General features: G+C 71.7%; 22 protein-coding genes and 1 pseudogene. 12 read left to right on the top strand and 11 right to left on the bottom strand.

Annotated features, from left to right (window positions below):
- Positions 1-51: 51 nt before the first annotated feature.
- Together ACICHK_RS36300 and ACICHK_RS36295 are read right to left on the bottom strand one after the other, a co-directional pair.
- Positions 52-933 (bottom strand): hypothetical protein, encoded by an 882-nt coding sequence (locus tag ACICHK_RS36300; protein WP_406840255.1) that lies wholly within the window; start codon positions 931-933, stop codon positions 52-54.
- A gap of 146 nt (positions 934-1,079) precedes the next feature.
- Positions 1,080-1,316 carry a chaplin gene (locus tag ACICHK_RS36295; RefSeq protein WP_406840254.1) on the bottom strand — a complete coding sequence of 79 codons (237 nt, stop codon included), beginning with the start codon at positions 1,314-1,316 and terminating at the stop codon, positions 1,080-1,082.
- Positions 1,317-1,519: 203 nt separating this feature from the next.
- Between ACICHK_RS36295 and ACICHK_RS36290 the strand changes: the two genes are divergently transcribed.
- Positions 1,520-1,726, top strand: a complete 207-nt coding sequence (locus ACICHK_RS36290) for a hypothetical protein (RefSeq protein ID WP_103553717.1) — start codon at positions 1,520-1,522, stop codon at positions 1,724-1,726.
- 85 nt (positions 1,727-1,811) lie between these two features.
- Here the strand turns inward: ACICHK_RS36290 and ACICHK_RS36285 are convergent, their stop codons facing one another.
- Positions 1,812-2,462: a DUF4360 domain-containing protein gene (locus tag ACICHK_RS36285; RefSeq protein WP_406840253.1), complete on the bottom strand. Its 651-nt coding sequence runs from the start codon at positions 2,460-2,462 to the stop codon at positions 1,812-1,814.
- 541 nt (positions 2,463-3,003) lie between these two features.
- On the opposite strand from ACICHK_RS36285, the gene ACICHK_RS36280 reads away from it, so the two are divergent.
- A complete protein-coding gene (locus ACICHK_RS36280) occupies positions 3,004-3,546 on the top strand; it encodes a hypothetical protein (RefSeq protein WP_151471768.1) in 543 nt (180 codons plus the stop codon).
- A 49-nt stretch (positions 3,547-3,595) separates the two neighbouring features.
- Here the strand turns inward: ACICHK_RS36280 and ACICHK_RS36275 are convergent, their stop codons facing one another.
- The 3 genes from ACICHK_RS36275 to ACICHK_RS36265 form a co-directional block, all read right to left on the bottom strand.
- Positions 3,596-4,432, bottom strand: coding sequence for a hypothetical protein (locus ACICHK_RS36275; RefSeq protein WP_406840252.1), 837 nt, complete (start codon positions 4,430-4,432; stop codon positions 3,596-3,598).
- Between the two features lie 113 nt (positions 4,433-4,545).
- A complete protein-coding gene (locus tag ACICHK_RS36270) occupies positions 4,546-5,061 on the bottom strand; it encodes a hypothetical protein (RefSeq protein ID WP_151471766.1) in 516 nt (171 codons plus the stop codon).
- Between the two features lie 224 nt (positions 5,062-5,285).
- The gene (locus ACICHK_RS36265) at positions 5,286-5,879 is read right to left on the bottom strand and encodes an ATP-binding protein (RefSeq protein ID WP_406840251.1); all 594 of its coding nucleotides are present in this window, start codon (positions 5,877-5,879) and stop codon (positions 5,286-5,288) included.
- Between the two features lie 146 nt (positions 5,880-6,025).
- On the opposite strand from ACICHK_RS36265, the gene ACICHK_RS36260 reads away from it, so the two are divergent.
- Positions 6,026-6,847 (top strand): SDR family NAD(P)-dependent oxidoreductase, encoded by an 822-nt coding sequence (locus ACICHK_RS36260; protein WP_406840250.1) that lies wholly within the window; start codon positions 6,026-6,028, stop codon positions 6,845-6,847.
- 67 nt (positions 6,848-6,914) lie between these two features.
- Here ACICHK_RS36260 and ACICHK_RS36255 read toward each other — a convergent pair whose 3' ends face one another.
- Positions 6,915-8,324, bottom strand: coding sequence for a hypothetical protein (locus ACICHK_RS36255; RefSeq protein WP_406840249.1), 1,410 nt, complete (start codon positions 8,322-8,324; stop codon positions 6,915-6,917).
- Positions 8,325-8,622: 298 nt separating this feature from the next.
- On the opposite strand from ACICHK_RS36255, the gene ACICHK_RS36250 reads away from it, so the two are divergent.
- The 3 genes from ACICHK_RS36250 to ACICHK_RS36240 all read left to right on the top strand — a co-directional run bounded on the left by ACICHK_RS36250 (position 8,623) and on the right by ACICHK_RS36240 (position 10,761).
- Positions 8,623-9,444, top strand: a complete 822-nt coding sequence (locus tag ACICHK_RS36250; protein WP_406841412.1) for a helix-turn-helix domain-containing protein — start codon at positions 8,623-8,625, stop codon at positions 9,442-9,444.
- Positions 9,445-9,447: 3 nt separating this feature from the next.
- Positions 9,448-9,684 carry a DUF397 domain-containing protein gene (locus ACICHK_RS36245; protein ID WP_103553710.1) on the top strand — a complete coding sequence of 79 codons (237 nt, stop codon included), beginning with the start codon at positions 9,448-9,450 and terminating at the stop codon, positions 9,682-9,684.
- A 270-nt stretch (positions 9,685-9,954) separates the two neighbouring features.
- On the top strand, positions 9,955-10,761 hold the full coding sequence (locus tag ACICHK_RS36240) for an SAM-dependent methyltransferase (RefSeq protein ID WP_406840248.1): 807 nt from the start codon (positions 9,955-9,957) through the stop codon (positions 10,759-10,761).
- Positions 10,762-10,779: 18 nt separating this feature from the next.
- Here ACICHK_RS36240 and ACICHK_RS36235 read toward each other — a convergent pair whose 3' ends face one another.
- A complete protein-coding gene (locus tag ACICHK_RS36235) occupies positions 10,780-12,177 on the bottom strand; it encodes an FAD-binding oxidoreductase (RefSeq protein ID WP_406840247.1) in 1,398 nt (465 codons plus the stop codon).
- Between the two features lie 253 nt (positions 12,178-12,430).
- Positions 12,431-12,946 (bottom strand): pep a2, encoded by a 516-nt coding sequence (locus ACICHK_RS36230; protein ID WP_192582572.1) that lies wholly within the window; start codon positions 12,944-12,946, stop codon positions 12,431-12,433.
- Positions 12,947-13,247: 301 nt separating this feature from the next.
- Between ACICHK_RS36230 and ACICHK_RS36225 the strand changes: the two are divergent.
- The 5 genes and pseudogenes from ACICHK_RS36225 to glgB form a co-directional block, all read left to right on the top strand.
- A pseudogene (locus ACICHK_RS36225) lies at positions 13,248-13,439 on the top strand (DUF5133 domain-containing protein); the annotation flags it as partial.
- A 101-nt stretch (positions 13,440-13,540) separates the two neighbouring features.
- Positions 13,541-15,535: an alpha-1,4-glucan--maltose-1-phosphate maltosyltransferase gene (locus ACICHK_RS36220; RefSeq protein WP_406840246.1), complete on the top strand. Its 1,995-nt coding sequence runs from the start codon at positions 13,541-13,543 to the stop codon at positions 15,533-15,535.
- Positions 15,522-17,243 (top strand): maltose alpha-D-glucosyltransferase, encoded by a 1,722-nt coding sequence (gene treS, locus ACICHK_RS36215; protein ID WP_406840245.1) that lies wholly within the window; start codon positions 15,522-15,524, stop codon positions 17,241-17,243. The genes ACICHK_RS36220 and treS overlap by 14 nt, the downstream gene beginning before the upstream one ends.
- Positions 17,244-17,290: 47 nt before the next feature.
- The gene (locus tag ACICHK_RS36210; RefSeq protein ID WP_406840244.1) at positions 17,291-18,664 is read left to right on the top strand and encodes a maltokinase N-terminal cap-like domain-containing protein; all 1,374 of its coding nucleotides are present in this window, start codon (positions 17,291-17,293) and stop codon (positions 18,662-18,664) included.
- Positions 18,613-20,970, top strand: coding sequence for a 1,4-alpha-glucan branching enzyme (gene glgB, locus ACICHK_RS36205; RefSeq protein ID WP_406841411.1), 2,358 nt, complete (start codon positions 18,613-18,615; stop codon positions 20,968-20,970). Before ACICHK_RS36210 ends, glgB begins: the two co-directional genes overlap by 52 nt.
- Positions 20,971-21,002: 32 nt before the next feature.
- Here the strand turns inward: glgB and ACICHK_RS36200 are convergent, their stop codons facing one another.
- The gene (locus ACICHK_RS36200; RefSeq protein WP_406840243.1) at positions 21,003-22,430 is read right to left on the bottom strand and encodes a M1 family metallopeptidase; all 1,428 of its coding nucleotides are present in this window, start codon (positions 22,428-22,430) and stop codon (positions 21,003-21,005) included.
- A 197-nt stretch (positions 22,431-22,627) separates the two neighbouring features.
- The gene (locus ACICHK_RS36195) at positions 22,628-23,416 is read right to left on the bottom strand and encodes a PIG-L deacetylase family protein (RefSeq protein ID WP_406840242.1); all 789 of its coding nucleotides are present in this window, start codon (positions 23,414-23,416) and stop codon (positions 22,628-22,630) included.
- 258 nt (positions 23,417-23,674) lie between these two features.
- On the opposite strand from ACICHK_RS36195, the gene ACICHK_RS36190 reads away from it, so the two are divergent.
- Positions 23,675-24,568: a Gfo/Idh/MocA family protein gene (locus tag ACICHK_RS36190; RefSeq protein WP_406840241.1), complete on the top strand. Its 894-nt coding sequence runs from the start codon at positions 23,675-23,677 to the stop codon at positions 24,566-24,568.
- Positions 24,569-24,623: the final 55 nt, after the last annotated feature.

Below are 24,623 nucleotides of genomic sequence, written 5' to 3'. Positions count from 1 at the left end.
CGGTCGGCGCCCCGACGGGACACGTGCCCGGGCCTCGGGAGAAGTGTGGGCTCAACCCCTGGTGAAGCGATAGGTCTTGCTGTCCGTCAGCGCGCAGAAGCCCGGGGACACCACGATCACGCGCAGGGTGGCGCCGCGGCGGTCGTAGTCGATGCCCTCCGCCTCGAAGGTGCCCGAGCAGGAGCTGCGCAGCGGGAGCTGACGCAGTGCGGTGACGTGTCCGGAGACGTCGGCCGAGCCGTTCGGCTCGCCGGACAGGTCGATCTGCAGCAGCGGCCTGGTCATCCCGAAGAGCGTGCCCGCGGGGTCGTCGGACGAGCACAGCAGCCGGGTTGCCGTGACGAAGTCGCAGCCCTGTACGTCGCGCACGGCGTGGTCGAGGTCGACGGTGGACACCAGCGGGAGGTCGGCCGAGGGCGAAGTGGCCGGGTTGACGCCGGGGGTGGGGAACACCAGGAGCCGGCTCATCGTGCCGTACTCACCGGACAGCATCCACGTACCGCTCGGCGCGACGGCGGCGAAGGAGTTGTTCGGCGCCTCTCCGGCGCCCAGCTCGTGGACGTACTCGGACCAGGCGCCGCCGGGCGCCCGCACGCGGAACATCTTCGCGCCGCCGGAGTCGCTCTGGTAGGGCTCCACGTAATGGCCGTCGTACGAGGCGTCCGGGTCGCCGACGTGGTTCCAGCCCCGTGCGCTCACGCTCGCGGGGATCGTGCCGATGCCCGTGTAGCGGTTGGGGCTGCCGGCCGGGACCTCGACGGAGGCCAGTCCCTGACTCTCGGTCAGCGGGTCGGCGCGGTCCGACCCCACCTCGTTCCAGGTGTCGGCGGCGAAGGCGGGCGTTCCCGTGGTCACGGACAGGACGGCGGCGGTGGTGAGGGTGACGAGACCGGCCAGTACCGCGTGACAACGTTGCCGTGCGGGCTTGCGCATGGATGGTGCTCCTCGCTGGGGGGTGACTGGTCGGCGCACAGTCTGACCCGCCCACATGGTCATGTACAGGCCAATCGAGGAACAGAGGGGTGCCGGGCTCGGGCCGCCGCCGGGTCCGGGCAGGGAACGCCCGGACCCACGGACCGTCAGCCGTTCGAGCAGCTGTTCCCGGACGCAGGGTTCAGCAGGCCCACCACGTCGATCGTGTTGCCGCAGACGTTGGCGTCGACGTCGACGAGATCCTGGATGACGTTGCCGGACAGGACTCCGGGACTGTTCTGCGCGACACCGACCACCGGCCCATCGTCGGCGGCGGCGGTCCCGGCGGTGGCCAGCAGGGCCACACCGGCGAGTCCGGCGGCGGCCATCAGACGAATACGCATGTTCCAAGCTCCGTTCGTTTCGTTCGCAGGGGTGCGAGCCCCTTCACCATCACCTCCACGAACGATCTACGACATCGCAGCGCGGCCGAACGGGGGTTCGCCCGCCGCGGCGGGCGTGGAACGGGCCTGGCACCGGGCGTGTCGCGCGGGGCGCACGGAATGCCCGTAGCGTGAGAACAGATCCGGTGAAGCAGGGAGAAACCATGCCGACAAGCCAGAGCGACGCGTCCACGCCCTCCGACGACCGGGCGACCCCCGACAAGATGCTGCACACCGGGGCCGAAGGCCCGGTGTCGGCCGAGGACCTCGTCCTCGCCACGGGTCGCGACGTCACACCGAAGAACCTCGCCTGGGCCGAGCGCAAGCTCCAGGAGGAGGGCTCCGCGGCGGTCAACAAGCTGCTCCCCTAGGGCCTGAGCGCGAGAGAGGTCACGGACCGGCCCGGCCGGCTCCGATGCGGCGGAGCCGGCCGGGGACCCGCGAGGCAAGGACGGGTCAGGCGGCGGGGCACTCCTTCCAGGCCAGGTGATAGACGGTGCTGATGTCACCGTCCGTCGAGTCCATGGTCATGAAGCTGGAGCTGCCGGGCGTCGAGGTGCCCGCGTTGACGCGGAGTTCGGTGTTGATGTTGAAGTTGCGCTGGACACCGCAGGGGGCCCAGACCAGTTGGGCCCAGTCCGTGGTGTCCGTGGCCTGCCAGTCGTCGCTGTACGGGCCGCGGAAGGGGTGGGAGATGGAGGCCGTGTTCGGGGATCCCTGGAAGTAGTACGAGGCCTTCTCGGTGCTGCTGGCTCCCCGCTGGAGCGAGGCGAAGCCGCGGTAGTCCGCGCTGGCGATGGCGTAGGTGAAGCCCTGCGGGACATGCACATTCAGGTTGAGCTGGCAGTTCTTGCGGAACGCGGTGGGGTCGGCGTTGCCCCCGACCTGGGCGAGGTAGTCGCTGTAGGTCACGGTGAAGGCGGTGTTGTCCGGGGAAACGGCGACGGCCGCGGTTCCCTGGGGACAGCCGGACCCGTTGACCGTGGCGACGCTGATGATGATCTTGTCCGGGGGCGGGTCGTCGAACGGGGACGACTGACTCGACAGGGGAAGCGCTGTGGCGAACAGGGCGGCGATCGCGCCGCCCAGGAACAGGCCACCGGCCATGGTGCTCCAATCCGTTGCGTCGGTGTTCCGGCGACCGCACACGGGCGTGCCGCCATGAATGGGGGGTGCGGCGCCCCGAAGGACGGGGAGCCGTCGCGGACCAGTGCGGTGGATCAAGCGTGGTTCGTTTGTACATGCACATGACAAATGCACATGCGCAACCCGCTCCTGGCTGTGAAGGAGCTGTGAAGGCCGGGAGCGACGAAATCGTACGTACGGGGGGTCGCGATGGACAGGGCCATCTCCGGCCATTCGATACGCGCCGTTCACACCCGCCGCCCCGGTCGCGGGGCCCGTTCACCGCGGTTCCCGCCATTCGCGGCCACGGGCCCGGACGCTCCGGCCCCCGGCGGCCGTCACGGGGCGCTCCCGCCGCCATGGCGCGGAAAGCACCCCGGAACGACCGTCCCGGTGTCCCCGTCGGTCGTTCCCGTGCCCCCGGCGGTCGTTCCCGTGTCCCCGGGCGGTCCGGGAGGAGCGGGGCCGCACGAATCACCCGCCCCCTCAGCGCGCCCCGGACGCCCCTGCGACACTGGGACACATGGATCCACGACACCTGAGACTCGGCCGCCGCCGGATATGGATGAGCAGTGCCGTCTGTTTCCTGGTCCTCGGGCCGATCGGATGGTTCCTCGGTGGCTGGATCCCCCTCGTCCTGCTGGCCGTCGCCCTGACCGTCGCCACCGCGGTGTCGCACTGGCGGGCCCCCACCTGGCTCGCGCCCGCCGTCGCCCAGGGCCAGTCGGAGAGCCGCCGGGACGTCGCCACCTTCTGCGTGGTCATAGCGGTGAGCGGCTACGCCCAGCCGCCCGCGCGACCCGCCCCTTCACCGGCCGCCCTCGCGGCCCTGCGTCTGGAGGCGTACCGGGCCGCCGCCGACGACGACCTCTCCGAGGATCTCCGCCTCCTCGCGGCCGACGCGCTGGCCGCCGCGGACCAGGCCAACGCCGAGGACACCCCGGCGAGCTGGCGGGCCGCACGGGCGAGCGCGGAACGACTGGCGCACGCCGCCCAGGAGGGCAATCCGTACGTACGACAGCTGCTCATCCAGTGGGTGGAGGGCAACCCGGCGAGCGACCGGTAGACGATCCCCTCCGGGGCCGCCCGGTGAGCGGGATGTCCGGCGGCACCCCTCACGGCCGCTCGAAGAACTGGATCACGCCTCCGACCGAGAAGCACAGCGCTCCCACGAGCGTGCCCCAGTTGGCGATGTCGACGTTCACGAGGCTTCCGGTCGCCGGCCGCGTGTAGGCGGCCAACGCCGAGACGAGGAAGAGCACGGATCCGAACTGGTTGACCGCGACGATCCACCAGCCGAGGTCGCCGGCCAGGACGCGCGGACGTCCGTGGCAGACCTCGACGATCGCGAGGTGGCCCGAGACCAGGAACAGGACGCAGCCCACCAGGTCGGGGGCCCAGATCAGCCGGTCCACCTGCTGGACCGAGAGCCCCTTCAGCAGCGAGTCCACCAGGTTGACGCCGAACACGAGCGTCCCCACGAACAGCAGGAAGGTGCTGAGCCAGTCGATCCGGCCGGGCTCGTAGCTCCACCACCTCCAGCGCCGCCCGGCCAGCGTGTCGGACTCGCTGTCGCGGCGGGGAGCGTTCACCGCCTGGAGCAGTGAGGCGTAGCCCCCGGTGTTGAAGAACAGGCCGCCCGCGAAGTAGATCCAGACGCCCGTCGCACCGCCCGAGCCGAACTGGACGACCCCGGCCCCGAGGGCGAACAGCAGCCCGCCGACCGTGAACGCGGTCGCGGCGATGGCGTTCAGCCGGCGCAGCCGGGCGATCGACACGGTGTCCGCCCGCCGGGAACGTACCTGCGCCTCCCCGGGGGCGCGCACGGTGAGCAGACCGCGCTTACGGGCCCGGCGCGATTCCCAGACCGCGGTGCGCCCGTCCATGAGACGCCAGGTCAGCCGGGTCGTGAAGGGACCCGCCCCCTCGGAGCGCGCTTCGGTTCGACTCACCCGGCGACCTTAGCCCGGCACGGCGAAATCCGGCGTTCACCCACCCCGTCACGTTTCGGGTGATTCACGGGGGCGGGACGAACGCGCGCTCCGGGCCGCTCGGGCCGGTGGGCTCAGGACTCCGCCTCGCGCCTCAGGAAGTTGCTCACCTGACAGGCGAGGCTGTCCCGGGCCGCGTCGGGACGCGCGTCCGCCTCGACGGCCGCGTCGTTCTCGATGCCGCCCGCCCAGAGGTAGCGCTCGGTCCACTCGTCGTCGACCTTCAGCTGGATCTGGATGTCCATCCGGTGCAGGACGGCCTCGGGACCGGCCGCGAAGAGGACCGCAGTGGCCCGTCGCAGGGGATAGACGTCGTAGCCCTCGATGAACTGGGAGTTCCGCCAGTCGAGGAAGGCGCTCTCCCCGTCGGCGCCGACGCGGATGTCGATCTGGCCGTCCTCGAGGTGGATGCCGAAATGTTCGGTGGCGCGGTTCTCGACGGTCACCCGGAATCTGAAGTAGGTGAGTTCGTCGGCGGCGTCGTCGCGCCCCTTCGGGGGCTCCGCCTTTTCCACACCATGAACGCGAACACGCAGGCCGACCTGTTCGTCGTACTCCTGCCAGTCCCCGACCACGTTCGGCTCGCGCACAGTCCACCTCTCCACTTCAGAGAGCTGTTCCTATCTGTGCCCTCAACGAAGTGTCAAATGCGCCGAACATGCCGTGGCCAGCGATTTCACCTTTCTTGATCGGCGATCAAGCCGTGTCCAGCCAGAATCTTTCCGCGCCACCCGAAAGGGGCATTTCCGCACGTGCTGCACATCACGTTTCCCTGGAGCCCCACACGCCGTCGCTCAGGCACCGCAGCCGTTCCTCACGGCACCTTCCGGAGCACCATCGAGAACCACACCTTCTTTCCCGTGGTGCCCGGGTCGGCCGGCTCGACGCCCCATTCGTCGCTCAGCGCGGCGACGATCGCCAGTCCGTGTCCGGACTCCTCCGCCCCGGCGGCCGTTCGCGCCACGGGGAGGGCGGACGAGCGGTCGGCGACGGACACGCGCAGCTCGCGCGGGTCGCACTCGATGCCGACGGTGATGGTGTCGCCCCGGTCCGGGCTGCCGTGTCTGAGGGCGTTGGTGAAGAGTTCCCCGGCCGCGAGCACGGCGTCCTCGACACGTTCGGCCGGCAGCAGCAGACGGGTGAGGCACTCGGCGACCGCGGCCCGCACGGCGGGCACCCGCGAGGGGTGCGCCGGGACGGTGGTCCGCAGGCCGTGCGCCCCGTGCGCCGGGCCCGTCGGGGTGTCCCCGGACACGGCCGTCCCGCCGGGCACGGGGAGGGCGCGGCGGGTGCGGACGTCCGCCGGGCGCGCCCCCTGTCCCGGGGCCCGCGTCTCGTGCCCGGGAGCCCGGTCGCCGTGGGCCGGCGAGGACGACGGCTCGCGGCGCGGTGTCCTGGGTGCCGGCATCGGTCCTCCTTCGGGTGCGGCCCGTGGGGGGCGGCTGTCTCGGCGGCTGCCCGTGCAGCCAACCCTCCGGACTGCCGGGGCGACCAGGGGGTATTCGGGTTGTCCGGTTGCAGGCGCGTAGTGACGTGGGATGTATGTTCGATCTTGTGAGGAACGGGAGCGGGGGCCGGGCGACGGTGTCCCTTGACGGTGGCGCCGACCGGACCGGACTGCGGGACAAACGGATCCTGGTCACCGGCGGTACGCGGGGGCTCGGCGAGCAGATCGTGCGGCTGCTGTCCGCCGAGGGCGTGCGGGTGGCCACCTGCGCGCGCACCGCGCGGGGCCTGGAGGCGCTGGCCGCTTCGGTGGGTCCCTCCCTGTTCACCCGGCGGCTCGATGTCACCGCCCCCGGGGAGCTGGAGGGGTTCGTCGAGGACGCGGCGGAACTGTTCGGGGGTCTGGACGGGGTGGTGGCCTGCACGGGTGGTTCGCGCGGCGGCGGCTTCGAGGAGGCGGACGCGGAGGACTGGGCCGCGACCTGGGCGGTGAACGTCGGTCATGCGACCCGGCTGGTACGGGCCGCGGTCCCGCACCTGCGGGCCGCGGGCGGCGGTTCCGTCGTGGTGATCTCCTCGATCTCCGGCTGGAAGCCGGGCCCGCCCGCGCAGTACTCGGTCGCGAAGTCCGCGCAGATCCAGCTGGCCGCGTCACTGGCCCGTGAGCTCGGTCCGGACGGGATCCGGGTGAACGCGGTCTCCCCCGGTTCGATGCTGATCCCCGGCCGGCGCTGGGACCGGATGCGCCGGGAGGAGCCCGAGGCGTTCGCCCGCTTCGTGGCGGCGGAGCTGCCCGGCGGCGCGCCGGTCGCGCCGCAGGAGGTCGCCCGGGTCGTGGCGTTCCTGCTGTCGGACTGGTCGAGCGGGATCTCCGGCGCGCACCTGCCGGTCGACCGCGCCCAGAACGCCCCCTCCCCCGACGGGTACTGAGTCCCGCGGCGGGGCGGCGCTCCCGGTCACGGCATCGCGCCCGCCCCGTCGACGCTCCGCCCGTCCCTCATGCCACCGCTCCGAGGGCGGCGCGGGAACGGCGTTCGAACTCCTGGACGAGGGGCTCGGCGCGGCGGGGTTCGAGGCGCCTGCGGAAGTCGCGCAGGGCCTGGACGGACCGTTCGCTGTGGACGGCGCCGAGGGTCTCCAGGGCCAGTGTCGCGGTGCCGACCGCCTCGTCGAGGCGGTCCTGCTGCAGGTGCGCGGTCGCGAGGACGGAACGGCTGATGGCCTGGCGCCTGCGCCGGTCCGCGCCCGAGCCGAGCGACTCGCTCGCCGTGCGCTCGGCCTGGCGCGCGAGCCCCAGGTCGCGGAAGCACAGGGCCGACTCGGCCTGGAGGTAGTGATGGTCGAGATAGCGCACCCACGGCGACTCCTCCTCGGCCCCCTTGCTCGCCGCCAGGTGCCGGTCGGCCGTGCGCAGCGCCGTGGAGACGTCGTCCGCGCGGCCCTGTGCGGCATGTCCGCGCGCCACCATGGCGTACAGCCGCATCAGTCCGAGGGGGCTGCCCGCCCCCTGGGCCGTGACGATTCCGGCCCGGGCGAGTGCCACCCCCTCGTCGGGGCGGCCGAGACCGGTGGCGAGGTGGGAGAGCCCGGCGAGGATCTGGCCGCCCAGCACCCGGTCGTGCCCCTCCGCGCACAGGCGCAGGCCCTGGGTCATGTAGCGCTGGGCGAGGCCGTACTCCCCCGCGTCGTACGAACTCCAGCCGGCCATGGCGGCCAGGCGCGCGGCGGCCGCGAACAGCCTCGGGCGCTGCCCGGGCGGTGTGCCGCGCCGCTGGAGCATGGGGACGACCTCGGTGGACAGGTAGTGCACGATGCTGGTGCGGACTCCGCCGCCGCCGTAGTGGTTGTCCATCTGGTCGAACACGGCGATCATCGCGTGCACCTGCTCGACGGGGCCGCCGCTCACGGGCAGGGGCGGAGAGACCGTCTCCTGGTGCTCCGACAGCCAGAGGAGCCAGTCGCGTTGAGGGTTCACCAGGGCCGCCGCGATGAAGGGGACCGTCCCGAGGAGGCCCCGGCGGGAGATGTCGGTGGAGCCCAGTTCCGCGAGCGTGTGCAGGGTCTCCGCCACGTCCTCGCCGTAGACGAGGGCTCTGCCCGTGACCGGGCGCCGGGGATCCGGGTGGAAGCCGAGGTCCGCGGGGGACACGGCGCGGCCGAGCCGCTCGGACAGGACGGCGGCTATCAACTCCGGTGTGTTTCCCCTTGGTTGCTGGCCCTGGAGCCAGCGGGTGACCGACGTCTTGTCGTAGCGGGTGTCCGTTCCCTGACGGCGTCCCAGTTCGTTGACCCGCAGGGCGAGGGAGGCGTAGGAACAGCCGGCCTCCTTGAGCGCGGCCCCCAGCACCCCGTTGGCCCCGGCGGTCCCGCCCGCGTCCCTCGTCCGTCCCTCGGTCACGGCGGCCATCCCGTATCGCCTCGCATCCGCGTGCGGCTGCGCTCGGAACGTACCTGACGAGATTTCAATTACGTTAGATACAGGCGCAGTTGAGCGTGACCGTCGCCGAATGCGCGACAGGTCACCCGATCACTATGGTGGCCCGCCGACCGCCCGTGCAACCGGCGTTCCGATAATTTCGGAACGATCCGCACCGCTCTGTCCCTGTCGTCGGCCGCGTGGCACACTGCCCCCTGAGACGGCCGTTCCCGGGAGGTGGGGCGTGGGCGAGAACCGCTCCGGCGGCAGCGCGCCGACCGTCCTGCGCATGGTTCTCGGGAAACGGCTGCGGCACCTGCGGGAACGGGCGGGAGTCTCCTTCGAGGAGGCGGCGCGCGCCATCGAGGTCACGGCGCTGACGGTCCGCCGGATCGAGAAGGCCGAGGTCGGGCTCCGCATCCCGTACGTGAGGGAACTGCTCCGCGCCTACGGGGTCCCGGAGGCGGAGACCGACGACTTCCTCGCCCTGGCCAGGGAGGCCAACCGGCCGGGCTGGTGGTACAAGTACCGCGACGTACTGCCGGACTGGTTCAGCGCCTATGTGAGCCTGGAGAGCGAGGCCGGCGTCATCCGCCTCTACGAACCCCACTACGTCCCGGGCCTGTTGCAGACCCACGACTACGCCACGGCGCTGATACGCGTGGGTTTCCCCAACGAGCCGCCGGAGGACATCGCCCGTCGCGTCGCCCTGCGGATGAGACGACAGGACCTGCTCGCCAAACCGGAGGCCCCGGTCCTCTGGGCGATCCTGGACGAGACGGTGCTGCGCCGGCCGGTGGGCGGAGCCGAGGTGATGCGGGCCCAGTTCGACCGGCTGGCCGAGGCCCTGGACATGCCGAAGGTCCGGATCCAGATCATGCGCTTCGGCGTGGGCGCCCACCCCGGCGCGTTCGGCCCGTTCCACCACTTCCGCTTCGGCTTCTCGGAACTCCCCGACATCGTCTACACGGAGAGCCTGGCCGGCGCGGTCTACGTCGACCGGCCCGGCGACGTCGTCAGCTATCTCGAAGTACTGGACCGGATGTCCGTACAGGCGGAACCGGTCACCCGGACCAGGGCCATCCTGGGTGAACTGCGTAAGGAGCTGTGATCCATGGGACCCGTGCACAACGGCATGTCCGCGGCCGGTCTGGGAACCGAGGGCTGGCACAAGCCCTGGAGCGGCACCAACGGCGGAAGCTGCGTCGAGGCCAAGCGGCTCGACGACGGGAGCGTCGCGCTGCGCCAGTCGCGGGACCCCGAGGGACCCGCGCTGATCTGCTCCCGTGAGGAGATGGCCGCGTTCATCGAGGGCGCCAAGTCGGGGCAGGCCGACTTCCTGATCGCCTGAACGGATCCGCGCCGCACCTCCCGGGGCCCGGGCGGCCGCGACCACGCCCCCACGACCGGACAACCCGCACGCACCCTCCCGCCGTGCGGGTTGTCCTCCCACACCGGCGAAGCCGGCCGCCCGTCGACGGCGGTCTCGTCCACGAGCTGGTCCACGGACCGCCGCGTCGCCCACGATCCCGCTCGGGCGATCCGACAACTCGGCTTTCCCGCAAGTCCGTTGACGCTAACGTGGGAAGCCGACCGCGTGCCGTACGGCAGGAGGACCCCGATGGCCGACCGCCCCGTCCCCGACCAGGACGCGCTGTCCAGGATCGACACCACGGTGCCGCACTCGGCCCGCATCTGGAACTACTGGATGGGCGGGAAGGACAACTACGAGGTGGACCGGGCGGCCGGGGACGCGTACCGCGAACTCGCGCCGAACATCGAGACCATGGCCCGCGCCTCGCGCGACTACCTGATCCGTACCGTCACCTTCGTGGCCGGCGAGCTCGGCGTCCGCCAGTTCCTCGACATCGGCACCGGCCTGCCCACGTACGACAACACCCACCAGGTCGCCCAGCGCGTGGCGCCCGATTCCCGCATCGTCTACGTGGACAACGACCCGCTGGTGCTGCGCCACGCCCAGGCCCTGCTGACGAGCACGCCCGAGGGCGTCACCGACTACATCGACGCGGACCTGCGCGAGCCCGAGAAGATCATCGAGGCGGCGTCCCGGATCCTCGACTTCTCCCGGCCCGTCGCCCTGATGCTGATGGGCATCCTCGGCCACGTCCAGGACTACGAGGAGGCCCGGTCGATCGTCCGGCGCCTGCAGGCCGCCCTGCCCTCCGGAAGCTGTTTCGTGCACTACGACAGCACGGACACCGACGCGGCGCTCAAGGAGGCCCAGCAGGGCTACGACGACACGGGCGCGATCCCGTACGTGCTGCGCAGCCCCGAACAGATCGGCGCGTACTACGAGGGCCTGGACGTGGTGGAACCCGGCATCGTGTCCTGCCCCCTGTGGCGTCCGGAGCCCGGTACGTCGCCCGAGCCCACGGACGTCCACGGGGGCGTGGCCCGCAAGCCGTGAACGGGCCCGCCCGGCGGGTCAGTCGCTCGACGCCGGCTCGATGTTCTGGTTCAGCCGGAACAGGTTGGCGGGGTCGTACTCGGCCTTCACCCCGGCCAGCCGCTCGTAGTTGCCGCTGTAGCTCGCCCGGACGCCCTCCTGGTCCTCGGCCATCACCATGTTGACGTACGCGCCGCCCGCGGAGTACGGGAAGAGGGCGTCGGAGTAGTCGACGCTCCACCGCTTGACGACCTCCGCGTTGGCCGGGTCGGGATCCACACCGGCGTAGACGGCGGCCCAGCCGGAATTGCGGTAGCCCCACGCGGTGTCCGTCGGACCGACGTCGTGGACGGCTCCGTCGATGGGGTAGAGGTGCATGGTCGACTTCCAGGTCGGCATCTCGGCACCGAACTTGGCGTGCAGTTCGACGGCCTCGCCGGGGAGCTCGTCGACGAAACCCGCTCGCCAGTACCACTGGTCGCCGGGCGGGTAGACGCCGTCGAACGCGGACTGGATGGCCGGGTGCGGCATCGGCGCGGGGCCGTGCAGCAGGGGGTCGGGCAGGGCGTCGAGCAGCGGGGCCATCTCCCGGGCCGCCGCCTCGGTGTCGTCCCCGACGCGGCACCACAGCACACCGCAGACCTTCCTCAGGTGCATCTCCTCCGGGAACGGCGGCCCCGGCGGGACCGAGCCGAAGAGGAAGAAACCACCGAGTTCACGCGGCGCCTGGTGGATGAAGGAACGGTAGGCCGCGAGGACCTCGGCACCGCTCTCGACGGGCCAGAACGTGGGACCCGCGACGACCGTGCTCACCTCGTGCAGCCGGAAGAGGAACGAGGTGACGACGCCGAAGTTGCCGCCTCCCCCGCGGATCGCCCAGTAGAGGTCGGTGTTCTCGTCGGCGTTCGCCCGGACGTGTTCGCCGTTCGCCAGGACCAGCTCGGCCTCCAGCAGGTTGTCGATGGCCAGCCCGAACTTGCGGGTGAGATGGCCGAGGCCGCCGCCGAGGGTGATGCCGCCGACCCCCGTGGTGGAGATGATGCCGCTCGGTGTGGCCAGGCCGTGCTCGTGGGTGGCCCGGTCGACCTCGCCCAGGAGGCAGCCGCCGCCGACGCGTACCGTGCGGGCCGCCGGATCGACCTCGATGTCCTTCAGCGGGGAGAGGTCGAGGACCACTCCGTCGTCGCAGGTGCTCAGGCCCGCGCCGTGATGACCGCCGCCGCGCACCGCGAGCGGGAGCGCGTGGTCGCGGGCGAAGCCGATGACCTGGGCGACGTCCTCCGCGGAGGTGCAGCGCGCCACCAGGGCGGGCCGCCGGTCGATCATCGCGTTGTAGACGGCACGCGCCTCGTCGTACCCGGAATCCTCCGGGCCGATCAACTGCCCCTTGAACGCGGACAGTTCCTGGCGTGCCGCTTGTACCGGTGTGGTGGACATGCGCATCCCCGTATCTGGAGACCGCCCCAGGTCCCGGCGCCCGGGCCGGCTCCCGCCGATGGGTCCGATGTGCCCGTTTCAGCCCGATCAAAGACCAGCCTAACCCCGCGCCATCCGCCCGGCTCGGCGACCCGGGCCGCCCGCGGCGCACCGGCTCACGACAGTCCCGGTGAACGTCGCCGAGCGCGCCGGTCCACGGGGACCGACGCGCTCGGCGACACGATCGGGCGGCACGGACGGGCCCGCTGGCGGCTCACCCGTGGAAGGCGGCCGGCTCGGCCTCGTCGCGTCCGGCGACGAGCGCGGGCTCCGGCAGCACCGCGTACAGGGGCGTCGACCGCGCCTCACGCAGACAGGGCGCGGGCACCGGCGGGTCCAGCGGGGCGTGATCGGCGGCGCGGGCCCGCCACGAGGACCAGATGATCTTCCCGCCGGCGTCCGTGGCACAGCAGCCCCAGCCGTCGCTCAGGGCCGCGATCTGGGCCAGGCATCCCTGCGGCGCCCGGTGCGGGCGGATGTCCTGACTGCTGTCCGAGACGGCGGCGAACAGCCGTCGGCCGTTCCACCACATCTCGATCGTCGTGTTCTTGTCCGCCGAGTGCTGCTCGATGGTGCGGAGCAGTGCTTCCGCACAATGGCAGACGGACTCGACGAGGTTCTCCAGGTTCCAGTACCGGAGGTGTGCGGCCAGGATCCGCCTGACCTGTCCGACCCTTTCCTGGCTGAGCTCCACGTCCAGGTGGTAGTAGCAGGGGACTGCGGCTTTCATCGTTGGCTCCTCACCGGCGAAGCTCTCGCTCGCTCTCGCCCCCTGCGGGACCGGGCCCCGATCGCTGAGCGTGAGCACTCGCCGCTCCTGAGTCACCCTCAGCATGAGAGGGCTACTCCATTCGTGCAACACGAGCGCGACCCCGATGTGGTTGAAGAGCCAACAAGACGCTCGGTCGCCGTACGGGCACCATGAGTGAGGGTGTCGATCCGTGCCGGACCGGCTCCCCTTCGCGTACGGCCCTCATCCGCCGGCCAGGCGAGCCGTGCGCGGTCGAGAGATCGGGAAGGTGACCAGCGTGATGCTGCTGCCTGCCAAAGCCGAGGTCGCCAGACATCTGGAGCGCTACCGGGCGTGGGAACGCCTGCTTCTCGCGACTCCCGCCGACCGTGTGGTGCGGGGGAACTTCGAGAACACCGGATACACCCTGTGCGTCCTGATGGGGAAGCGCTGCGCGCGGGAGGCGGCGAACGCGGCCGAGGTCTACCTGCAGGACGTTCCGGCACGCATCTGAACGACGGTCCTGGAGGACCACACCGAAAGGGCCTTTCGCGGCAACGACGATTCGGGCCCAGAACCGCGGAGGCGAGAGGCATGGACGCGCACACGGAGACCGGCCGCATACCCGTCATGGATGTGCGGCCGCTCGTCGCATGCGGCAGACGGCCCGCCAAGGCGGTGGTGGGCGAGACCTTCCAGGTCACCGCCACCCTTTTCGGTGAAGGCCACACCACGGTCGGCGCCAATGTCGTCCTGCGTGATCCGGACGGCCGCCCCGGCCCGTGGACGCCGATGCGGGAGCTGGCCCCCGGCACCGACCGCTGGGGCGCCCATGTCACCCCGTCGGGAACGGGCCGCTGGACGTACACGGTGGAGGCGTGGAGCGATCCGGTGACCGGATGGCGGCGCTCCGCCGAGATCAAGGTCCCGGCCGGGATCGACGTCGGGCTGGTGCTGGAGGAGGGCTCCGCCCTCCACGAGCGGGCGGCCGCGGGCGTTCCCGAGGCCGCCGGCCGGGACACGGTCCTGGCGGCCTCGGCCGCCCTGCGCGACGACTCCCTGCCCCCGGCCGACCGTCTCGCGGCGGCCCTGGCCCCGGAAGTGACGGCCGTGCTGGCGGGGTGTCCGTTGCGTGAGCTGGTGACGTCGTCGGAGGCGTTGCCGTTGCTGGTGGAGCGGGAGCGGGCGTTGTTCGGGTCGTGGTACGAGTTCTTCCCGCGCTCGGAGAGCGGGCGGGTGGATGTGCCGGTGCACGGGACGCTGCGCAGTGCGGCCGGGCGGCTGCCGGCGATCGCGCGGATGGGTTTCGACGTCGTGTATCTGCCGCCGGTCCATCCGATCGGGACCACCTGGCGCAAGGGTCCGGGCAACACGCTGTCGGCGGGGCCCGAGGACGTGGGGGTGCCGTGGGCGATCGGTTCGCCCGAGGGCGGTCACGACGCGCTCCACCCGGCCCTGGGCACGATGGAGGACTTCGACGCCTTCGTCGCCGGGGCCGCCGCGCTGGGGCTGGAGATCGCGCTGGACTTCGCGCTGCAGTGCTCCCCGGACCACCCGTGGGTGGACAAGCACCCGGAGTGGTTCCATCACCGGCCCGACGGCACCATCGCCCACGCGGAGAACCCGCCCAAGAAGTACCAGGACATCTATCCGATCGCCTTCGACCGCGACATGCCGGGCCTGGTCCGCGAGACGGTACGGATCCTGCGGTTCTGGATGGACCACGGGGTGCGGATCTTCCGCGTCGACAACCCGCACACCAAACCCGTGATGTTCTGGGAACAGGTGATCGCGGACGTCAACGCCACCGACCCCGACGTCATCTTCCTGGCCGAGGCCTTCACCCGCCCCGCCATGATGCGCACCCTGGCCGAGATCGGCTTCCAGCAGTCCTACACCTACTTCACCTGGCGCAACACCAAGGAGGAACTCACCGACTACCTGACCGAACTGGCCGGCGACTCGGCCGCCCGGATGCGCCCCAACCTGTTCGTCAACACCCCCGACATCCTCCACGAGTTCCTCCAGCACGGCGGCCGCCCCGCCTTCGAACTGCGCGCCGTCCTGGCCGCCACCCTCTCCCCCGCCTGGGGCATGTACAGCGGCTACGAACTGTGCGAGAACACCCCCCAGCGCCCCGGCAGCGAGGAATACCTCCACTCCGAGAAGTACCAGCTCCGCCCCCGCGACTGGGCCGCCGCCGAACGCGAGGGCCGCACCATCATCCCCCTGATCACCCGGCTCAACGCGATCAGACGGGACCACAGGGCTCTCCACGAGATACGGAATCTTCGATTCCACCAGGTCGACGACGATGCCGTGATCGCGTACAGCAAGCGTTCGGGTGACGACACGGTGGTCGTCGTGGCGAACCTGGACCCCCACCGCACCCGGCAGGCGACAGTGTCCTTGGACATGCCGCGACTCGCTCCGAGCGAGGACGCGCGCTTTCCGGTGCGCGACGAGCTCACCGGCGAGACCTACAACTGGGGCAGGACCAACTATGTGCGCCTGGGTCCGGGCGGTGCACATGTGCTCGCAGTCGGCCCGGCACCGCTGATCGGAGGGTCCCCGCATGACGCTCAATGAGCCCGTCCCGGACACGTTCGAGGACACCCCGGTCAAGGACCGCGATCCCGAGTGGTTCAAACGCGCCGTCTTCTACGAGGTCCTGGTCCGCTCCTTCCAGGACAGCAACGGCGACGGCATCGGCGACCTCAAAGGCCTGACCGCCCGACTCGACTACCTCCAATGGCTGGGCGTCGACTGCCTGTGGCTGCCCCCCTTCTTCAAATCCCCCCTGCGCGACGGCGGCTACGACGTCTCCGACTACACCGCCGTCCTCCCCGAGTTCGGCGACCTCGCCGACTTCGTCGAGTTCGTCGACGCCGCCCACCAACGCGGCATGCGCGTCATCATCGACTTCGTCATGAACCACACCAGCGACCAGCACCCGTGGTTCCAGGAATCCCGCTCCGACCCGGACGGACCCTACGGCGACTACTACGTCTGGGCCGACGACGACAAGCAGTACCAGGACGCCCGCATCATCTTCGTCGACACCGAAGCCTCCAACTGGACCTTCGATCCCGTCCGCAAGCAGTACTACTGGCACCGCTTCTTCTCCCACCAGCCCGACCTCAACTACGAGAACTCCGCCGTCCAGGAGGAGATCATCTCCGCGCTGCGGTTCTGGCTGGACCTGGGCATCGACGGCTTCCGCCTCGACGCGGTGCCGTATCTGTACCAGGTGGAGGGGACGAACTGCGAAAACCTTCCTGCGACCCACGAGTTCCTCAAGCGGGTGCGCAAGGAGATCGACACGCACTATCCGGACACGGTGCTGCTGGCCGAGGCGAACCAGTGGCCCGAGGACGTCGTCGACTACTTCGGCGACTTCCCCTCCGGCGGCGACGAATGCCACATGGCCTTCCACTTCCCCGTCATGCCCCGCATCTTCATGGCCGTGCGCCGCGAGTCCCGCTACCCCGTCTCCGAGATCCTCGCCAAGACCCCCACCATCCCCGCCTCCTGCCAATGGGGCATCTTCCTGCGCAACCACGACGAGCTCACCCTCGAAATGGTCACCGACGAAGAACGCGACTACATGTACGCCGAATACGCCAAAGACCCGCGTATGCGCGCCAACATCGGCATCCGCCGCCGCCTCGCCCCCCTCCTGGACAACGACCGCAACCAGATCGAACTCTTCACCGCCCTGCTGCTCTCCCTGCCCGGATCCCCGATCCTCTACTACGGCGACGAGATCGGCATGGGCGACAACATCTGGCTCGGCGACCGCGACGCCGTCCGCACCCCCATGCAATGGACCCCCGACCGCAACGCCAGCTTCTCCTCCAGCGACCCCGGCCGCCTCTTCCTCCCCACGATCATGGACCCCGTCCACGGCTACCAGGTCACCAACGTCGAGGCCTCCATGTCCTCACCCTCCTCGCTCCTGCACTGGACCCGCCGCATGATCGAGATCCGCAAACAGAACACCGCCTTCGGACTCGGCTCCTACACCGAACTGCCCTCCACCAACCCCGCCGTCCTCGCCTTCCTGCGCGAATACAAGGACGACCTCGTCCTGTGCGTCCACAACTTCTCCCGCTTCGCCCAGCCCACCGAACTCGACCTGCGCGAATTCAACGGCCGGCACCCCGTCGAACTCATCGGCGGCGTCCGCTTCCCCGCCATCGGCGAACTCCCCTACCTCCTCACCCTCGCCGGCCACGGCTTCTACTGGTTCCGGTTGCGTCCCGCGGTCGGGCCCGCCGCCACGAGGCGCCCGTGAACGCGTACCCCTCGACAGCCCGCCCGCCCCTGAAAGGACGTGCCGTCATGGCGAACACCGCTCTGCAGCGTCCGAGCGGCCTCGACACCGCACCGCTGCTCACCCCGCTGGCCGAACTGCTGCGGGCCTGGCTGCCCCGGCAGCGCTGGTTCGCGGGCAAGGGCAGGCCCGTGGCGGATGTGACACTGCTGTCGACGACCGAGCTGTACCCCGGCTGCCTGCACCTGCTGGTCCGCACCGAGCACCTCGGCCCGCCCTCGCACGGCAGCGCGGACTCGCCCGCGGCCGAGGACTGCTACCAACTGCTCCTCGGTGTCCGGGAGGTCCTGCCGCCGCGGCTCGCCCCCGCCGCCATCGGCCGGGTGGAGACCGGTCCGCTGGCCGGGCTGACCGTGTACGACGCCTTCCACGACCCGAAGGCCGCCGGACTGCTCCTGGAGCGGCTGCGCCGTTCGGGTACCGCGGGTCCGCTACTGTTCGAGGCCGATCCCGCGGTGACGGTGCCCTCCGGTCTCGCACCGCGCCTCCTCGACGCCGAGCAGTCCAACACCTCACTGGTCTACGGGGACGCGTTCATACTGAAGGTCTTCCGGCGCGTGCAGCCCGGCATCAACCCGGACCTGGAAGTACCGCGCGCCCTGGCCCGGCAGGGCTGCGACCGCGTCCCCGCGCCGGCCGCGTGGTTCCGGACGACGCAGCCGCAGGAGGCGACCCTCGGCGTCCTCCAGCCGTATCTGCGCGACGCCGCCGACGGCTGGGCACTGGCGCTCGAGTCCCTCGGCTCGCGGCAGGACTTCACGGGCGAGGCGTTCGAACTGGGCCGTGCCACCGCCGAGGTGCATCTGGCCCTGGCCACGGCCTTCCCCGTGGACACGCCGAGCCCGGACCGCAACCGCCGGCTCGCCGAGGCGATGCACGAGCGGCTGGACGCCGCCGCGCGCTCCGTCCCCGAACTGCGCCCGCACGCGGCCGGGCTGCGGTCGGCGTTCGACGCGCTCGCCGCCCTGGACGCGGCGGTCCGCCCGGCCCAGCGCATCCACGGCGACCTCCACCTCGGCCAGGTCCTGCGGGCCGGACGGCGCTGGTCGGTGATCGACTTCGAGGGTGAACCGGCCCGCCCGATCAGCGAACGTCGGCGTGTCCAGTCGCCCGTACGCGATGTCGCGGGCATGCTGCGGTCCTTCGACTACGCGGCCCGCTCCCGGCAGCCCTGGCGTCCCGAGTGGGCGGAGCGCTGCCGCGGGGCCTTCTGCGCGGGCTACGCCGACGCCGCGGCCTGGGACCCGCGCGAGGAACCCGAACTGCTGCGCGCCTACGAGACGGACCGTGCCGTGTACGAGGTGCTCTACGAGGCACGGCACCGGCCCGACTGGCTGCCCGTCCCGATGGCGGCGGTCGGACGACTCGCCGACCGCTCCTGACCCCGCCCCGCCCGACCACCGACCCCGACCGTCCCGACGACCACCCCCACCACCCCACCCCGAGAGGCCAAGCCGTGACCCGCACCGCATCCACCCGCGCACGACGGGCCAAGCCCGCCGCCCCGTCCGCGCAGCCCGCCGCGCTGGACCCCACGGACCGGGAGCGGCTGCTGTCCGGCGCCCATCACGATCCGCACGCGGTGCTCGGTGCCCATCCGGTGCCGGGCGGAGTGGTGATCCGGGCGCTGCGGCCGCACGCCCGGGGGGTGGCGGTGGTCGTGGACGGGAACCGTACGGCGCTGGAGGACCTCGGCGACGGATTCTTCGGCTCCGTCCTGCCCCACGGCACGATTCCCGCGTACACCCTGGTGGTCACGTACGACGGCACCGAGTTCGAGACCGAGGACCCCTACCGGTTCCTGCCCGCGCTCGGCGAGTTCGACCTGCATCTGATCGGCGAGGGCCGGCACGAGGAGCTGTGGCGGGCGCTCGGCGCCGAACCGATGGAGCACCAGGGCGCCAGCGGCACGCGCTTCACCGTGTGGGCCCCGAACGCCCGCGGGGTCCGGGTCTGCGGGGACTTCTGCCACTGGGACGGCGCCGCCGGGTTCCCGATGCGTTCGCTCGGATCGTCCGGCGTGTGGGAGGTGTTCCTGCCCGGCATGGGCGAGGGAACGCTCTACAAGTTCGACATCACGCGGCCCGACGGCTCCCGCACGCTGCGCGCCGACCCGATGGCCCGCCGCACCGAGGCGCCCCCGGCGACCTCCTCGATCGTGACGCGGTCGTCGTACACGTGGCAGGACTCGAAGTGGATGAAGGAGCGGGCGACGCGCCGGCCGGTCCACGAGGCGCCGTTCTCGGTGTACGAGGTGCATCTGCCCTCCTGGCGCCCCGGCCTGACCTACCGCCAGCTGGCCGACCAGCTCCCCGCCTACGTCACCGACCTCGGCTTCACCCACGTCCAGCTCATGCCGGTCGCCGAGCACCCCTTCGGCGGCTCCTGGGGCTACCAGGTCACCGGCTTCTACGCCCCCACCGCGCGCCTCGGCACCCCCGACGACTTCAGGCACCTCGTCGACGCCCTCCACCGCGCCGGGATCGGCGTCCTCATGGACTGGGTCCCCGCTCACTTCCCCCGCGACGACTGGGCCCTGGCCGAGTTCGACGGCCGCCCGCTCTACGAACACGCCGACCCGCGGCGCTCCCACCACCCCGACTGGGGCACCCTGGAGTTCGACTACGGCCGCCGCGAGGTCCGCAACTTCCTCGTCGCCAACGCCACCTACTGGTGCGAGGAGTTCCACATCGACGGCCTGCGCGTCGACGCCGTCGCCTCCATGCTCTACCTCGACTACTCCCGCGAAGAGGGCCAGTGGGCCCCCAACGAATTCGGCGGGCGGGACAATCCCGACGCGGTGGCGTTCCTCCAGGAGATGAACGCCACGGTCTACCGCCGCAACCCCGGCGTCGTCACGATCGCCGAGGAGTCCACCGCCTGGGACGGTGTCACGCGTCCGACGTCCGACGGGGGGCTCGGCTTCGGCCTCAAGTGGAACATGGGCTGGATGCACGACTCGCTGGAGTACATGCAGCACGAGCCGATCCACCGCAAGTACCACCACGACGAGATGTCCTTCTCGATGGTGTACGCCTACAGCGAGAACTACGTCCTGCCGATCTCCCACGACGAGGTCGTGCACGGCAAGCAGGCGCTCGTCTCCAAGATGCCCGGCGACTGGTGGCAGCGGCGCGCGAACGCCCGCGCCTACCTCGGCTTCATGTGGGCCCACCCCGGCAAGCAACTCCTCTTCATGGGGCAGGAGTTCGCGCAGGGCGGGGAATGGAAGGAGGCCGAGGGCCCCGAGTGGTGGCTCCTCGACCCGGAGTACTGCGCCGCGGGCGACCACCGCGGGGTCCAGGACCTCGTCCGCGACCTCAACACCCTCTACCGCGGCGAACCCGCACTGTGGGAACGCGACACCGACCCGTCCGGGTTCACGTGGGTGGTCGGCGACGCCGCCGACGACAACGTCTTCGCCTTCCTGCGCCACGCGGCCGACGGCACCCCGCTCCTCGCCGTCTCCCACTTCTCCCCCGCCGTACGCCACGGCTACCGCCTCGGCGTCCCCGAGGACGTCCCCGCCTGGCAGGAGGTCCTCAACACGGACAGCCTCCGCTACGGCGGCGGCGACGTCGTCCACCCCGAGCCCGTCAAGGCCGAGGCGATCGGCATGCACGGCCGTCCGACGAGCATCGAGCTGACGCTGCCGCCGCTGGCGACGGTGTGGCTGCGGCCGGCCTGAGCCGGACCGCAGCCGCGGCCGGGAAGCCCGCCTCAGGGCGAGGCGGGCTTGCCCGACGTGAAGAGCCAGGTGTGGAAGAGTCCGGTGAGGTCCTTGCCGGACTCCCGCTCGGCGAGCCGGACGAACTGCGCCGTCGTGCCGTGCCCGTCGCGGTGGCCGGTGGCCCAGGTGCGCAGGATACGGAAGAACGCGGGATCGCCGACGGCCGTGCGCAGCTTGTGCAGGACCATGGCCCCGCGGGCGTAGACCGGCGTGTCGAAGATGTGCTCGCCGCTGCCGGGGTCGCCGGGCGGGAACGCCCAGAGGTCCTTGCCCGCGGGGGTGACGTACAGCGCCTCGAAGGCCTTCTGCGCGCTCGTGCCGCCGTGCTGCTCGGCGTACAGCCATTCGGCGTAGGTGGCGAAGCCCTCGTTGAGCCAGATGTCCTTCCACCGGGTCACGGTGACGGAGTCGCCGAACCACTGGTGGGCGCTCTCGTGGACGAGGGTGGCCAGGTCGGGCGCGGAGTCGTACACGGGACGGGTCTGGGTCTCCAGGGCGTAGCCGACCTCCGGGGCCCGGTCGACGATGGCCCCGGCCGCCTTGAAGGGGTAGGGACCGAAGAGCTTGCTCTCCCAGGCCAGGACGGACGGCAGCTTCTTGACCACCGGCGCGGCGGCGGCCGCCTCGCGGGGATCGACCGCGTTGTAGACCTTGATGCCGTCGCGGGTGGTGTACTGCTCGACCTTGAACGTGCCGACGGTCGCCGTGGCGAGGTAGGCCGCCATCGGCTCGGACTGGCGCCAGCGGAAGGTGGTCCGGCCGTTCGCGGTGCGCTGCCCGAGCAGGACGCCGTTGGCGACGGCGGTGCGCCCCTTCGGGACGGTCAGCGTGAAGTCGTAGGACGCCTTGTCCGTGGGGTGGCCGTTGGCGGGGAACCAGGTCATCGCACCCTGGGGCTCGCCGGCCACGAACGCTCCGTCGTCCGTGGGGATCCAGCCGTCGGAGGAACCGTCGGGGTCGGTGACCGGCTTCGGGGTGCCGGAGTAGGTGACGGTGACGCGGAACTCCTGGCCCTTGCGCAGGGCGTTCCGGGGAGTGACCACGAGTTCCCGGCCGTCGCGCCGGAAGGCCGCCTTGGCGTGGCCGACGGTGACGCCGGTGACCTTCAGTCCGCTGAGGTCGAGGTCGAACCGGGTCAGCCGCTGGGTGGCCCTGGCGGTGACGACCGCCTTGCCGTCGAGGTGGCGGCCGCGCGGGTCGTAGCCGAGCGTCAGATCGTAGTGGCGGACGTCGTAGCCGCCGTTGCCCGAGAGGGGGAAGTACGGGTCTCCCGCGCCGGCCGAACCCGTGCTCCCGGCCGCCGTGGCGGGCCCGGCCGCGATGAGCAGCGCGGCGAGCGCGACGGGGACGGCCGCGACGACTGCTTCGCGGCGCAGGACGGTTGTGCTCCGTGCGGCCTCGTACGGGCGTGGTCTCACGTTCGCTCCTCCGGTCAGACGGTGATCGCTCGCGCACAGCCTATGAGCCCCCGCCCGCCCGGCCCTCACACGATCGGGTCATGTCGTGTCCGTGGAGCGCGGGCCCGCGAGGGCACCGCCGGGAGCGGGCCGCTCGGGGGCCGGGTCCGTCCCGGTGACCGCGGCCGGGTCCGTCCCGGTGGTCGGCCCCGGAGCGCTCACACCCAGGGCGGCGGACCGTCCGGGATGAGCTGGTGGACGTCGAGGAGGACGGCGGACTCGACGCCGAGCGCCGCGCCGCCCATGCCGGACATCCAGGTCAGGAACGGCCGCGGTTCGAAGGCGCCCTCTCCCAGGCCCTTGGTGTACTCGGCGTGCGCCTCCAGCGAGGCGATGCCGCGCTCGAGGGGCTCGCCGGTGACGTCGACGCCGTGGGTGGGTCGTTCCGCTCCGGCGAAGCACACCATCCGGATGCCGTTCCAGGGCTCCAGGCCCTCGTCGGCGAGTTCGGGGAAGATCCAGCGGTTCCCGGCGTCGCGTGCCGCGTCGAGGGCGGCCAGGCCCACGGCCCGGTGGTCCGCCTGGTTGGTCATGCCGCCGACCATCCGTACCGTGAACGCGCCGGACACCACGACCTCGGGCCGGTGCCGGCGCATCGCGCGCACGATCTCCCGGCGCAGCCCGATGCCGTACTCGACGACGCCGTCGCGGTGGTCGAGGAACTCGACGGTCTCGACGCCGACCTGCCGTGCGCCGGCCCGTTCCTCGGCCTCGCGCAGCGGTGCCGCCCGGTCCGGGTGCAGGCCGTCGATGCCGGCCTCTCCCCTGGTCGCCAGCAGATAGCTCACCTGCTTGCCCTGCGCGGTCCAGCGCGCGACGGCGCAGGCCGTGCCGTACTCGATGTCGTCCGGGTGCGCGGCCACGGCGAGACACCTCTCCCAGTCCTCCGGCAGCGCGGGCAGGCCCGTACCGTCCCCGACGCCTGCTTTGTCCTGTGTGGGATCCATGTCCGGCATGATGGCGTGCGGCGGGCCCGGACCGACAGAGGCGCGCTCTCCGCGTTCGAGCGCCGGGCTCCCGCGCCCCCGTGTGCCCCGCGGGGCCGTGCGGCACGGGCGCGAGGCCTTGCTCCACTGGCCGGGCACCGGAACGCCGTGGTGAAGTCTGTCCACACGCCCGAGGATCCGCCGTCCGGCCGCCGCTCCCGGCGTCGGCGCCGGCCGACCGGCGGCGCGTCAGGCCCCGTACAGCGCAGAGGAGATGCCGTGACCACCACCTCGCCCACCTGGAACCACGCTCCCGTCAGGGTGGGGCTCGTCGGCGCGGGGCCCTGGGCGCGGGCCGTGCACGCGCGGGTGCTCGCCGCCGGGCCCGAGACACTGCTGACGTCGGTGTGGGCACGCCGGCCGGAGGCCGCCCGTGAGACGGCGGCCCCGTACGGCGCGGACACCGCCGCGACGTTCGAGGAGCTGCTCGACGGCTGCGAGGCGGTGGCCTTCTCGGTTCCGCCCTCGGTGCAGGCCGCACTCGCCGTCCGGGCCGCCGAGGCGGGCAAGGCCCTGCTCCTGGAGAAGCCGCTCGCGCTCGACCTGGCCGCGGCGCGGCGGCTCGTGGACGCGATCGACGCGTCGGGCGTGGTCTCGCAGCTCGTCCTCACGAACCGCTATCACCCGGCCACCCGGCGGTTCCTCGCGAAGGCGCGGGCCCTGGACGTCTCGGGCGCGCGGTCCTGCGGTGTCAGCGGCGCCTTCCTGGGCGGCGACTTCGCGACCCCGTGGCGGCTCGAGCACGGGGCGCTGCTGGACCTCGGTCCGCACCTCCTCGATCTGCTGGACGCGGCCCTGGGGCCGATCGTCCGGGTGCGCGGCGCCGGGGACCCGCGCCGCTGGCTCGAACTCACCTGTGAGCACGAGGGCGGCGCCGTGAGCCAGGCCTCCCTGTCGGGCTCGGTCGAGGTGGAGCGGGGCATCGTCCGCGTGGAGCTGTTCGGGCGGCATCCCGAGCTGGTCCTCGACGCCGGAGAGCTCGACCACGAGGAGTCCTGGCCCGTGCTGCGCCGGGAGTTCGCCGCCGCCGTCCGCTCGGGCCGGCCGGGAGCGCTCGACGCCCACCGCGGGCTGTACCTGCAGTCCCTGATCGCCCGGGCGCCGGCCGGCTGAGGGGCCGGCGGCCGGTCTGCCGCGTGCGCGACCGGTCCCGTCCGCGCACGTGAAG

It is taken from the genome of Streptomyces sp. AHU1 (assembly GCF_045343905.1).
Taxonomy (GTDB): domain Bacteria; phylum Actinomycetota; class Actinomycetes; order Streptomycetales; family Streptomycetaceae; genus Streptomyces; species Streptomyces triticiradicis.
This window is presented reverse-complemented; position numbering and strand designations above follow the sequence as displayed.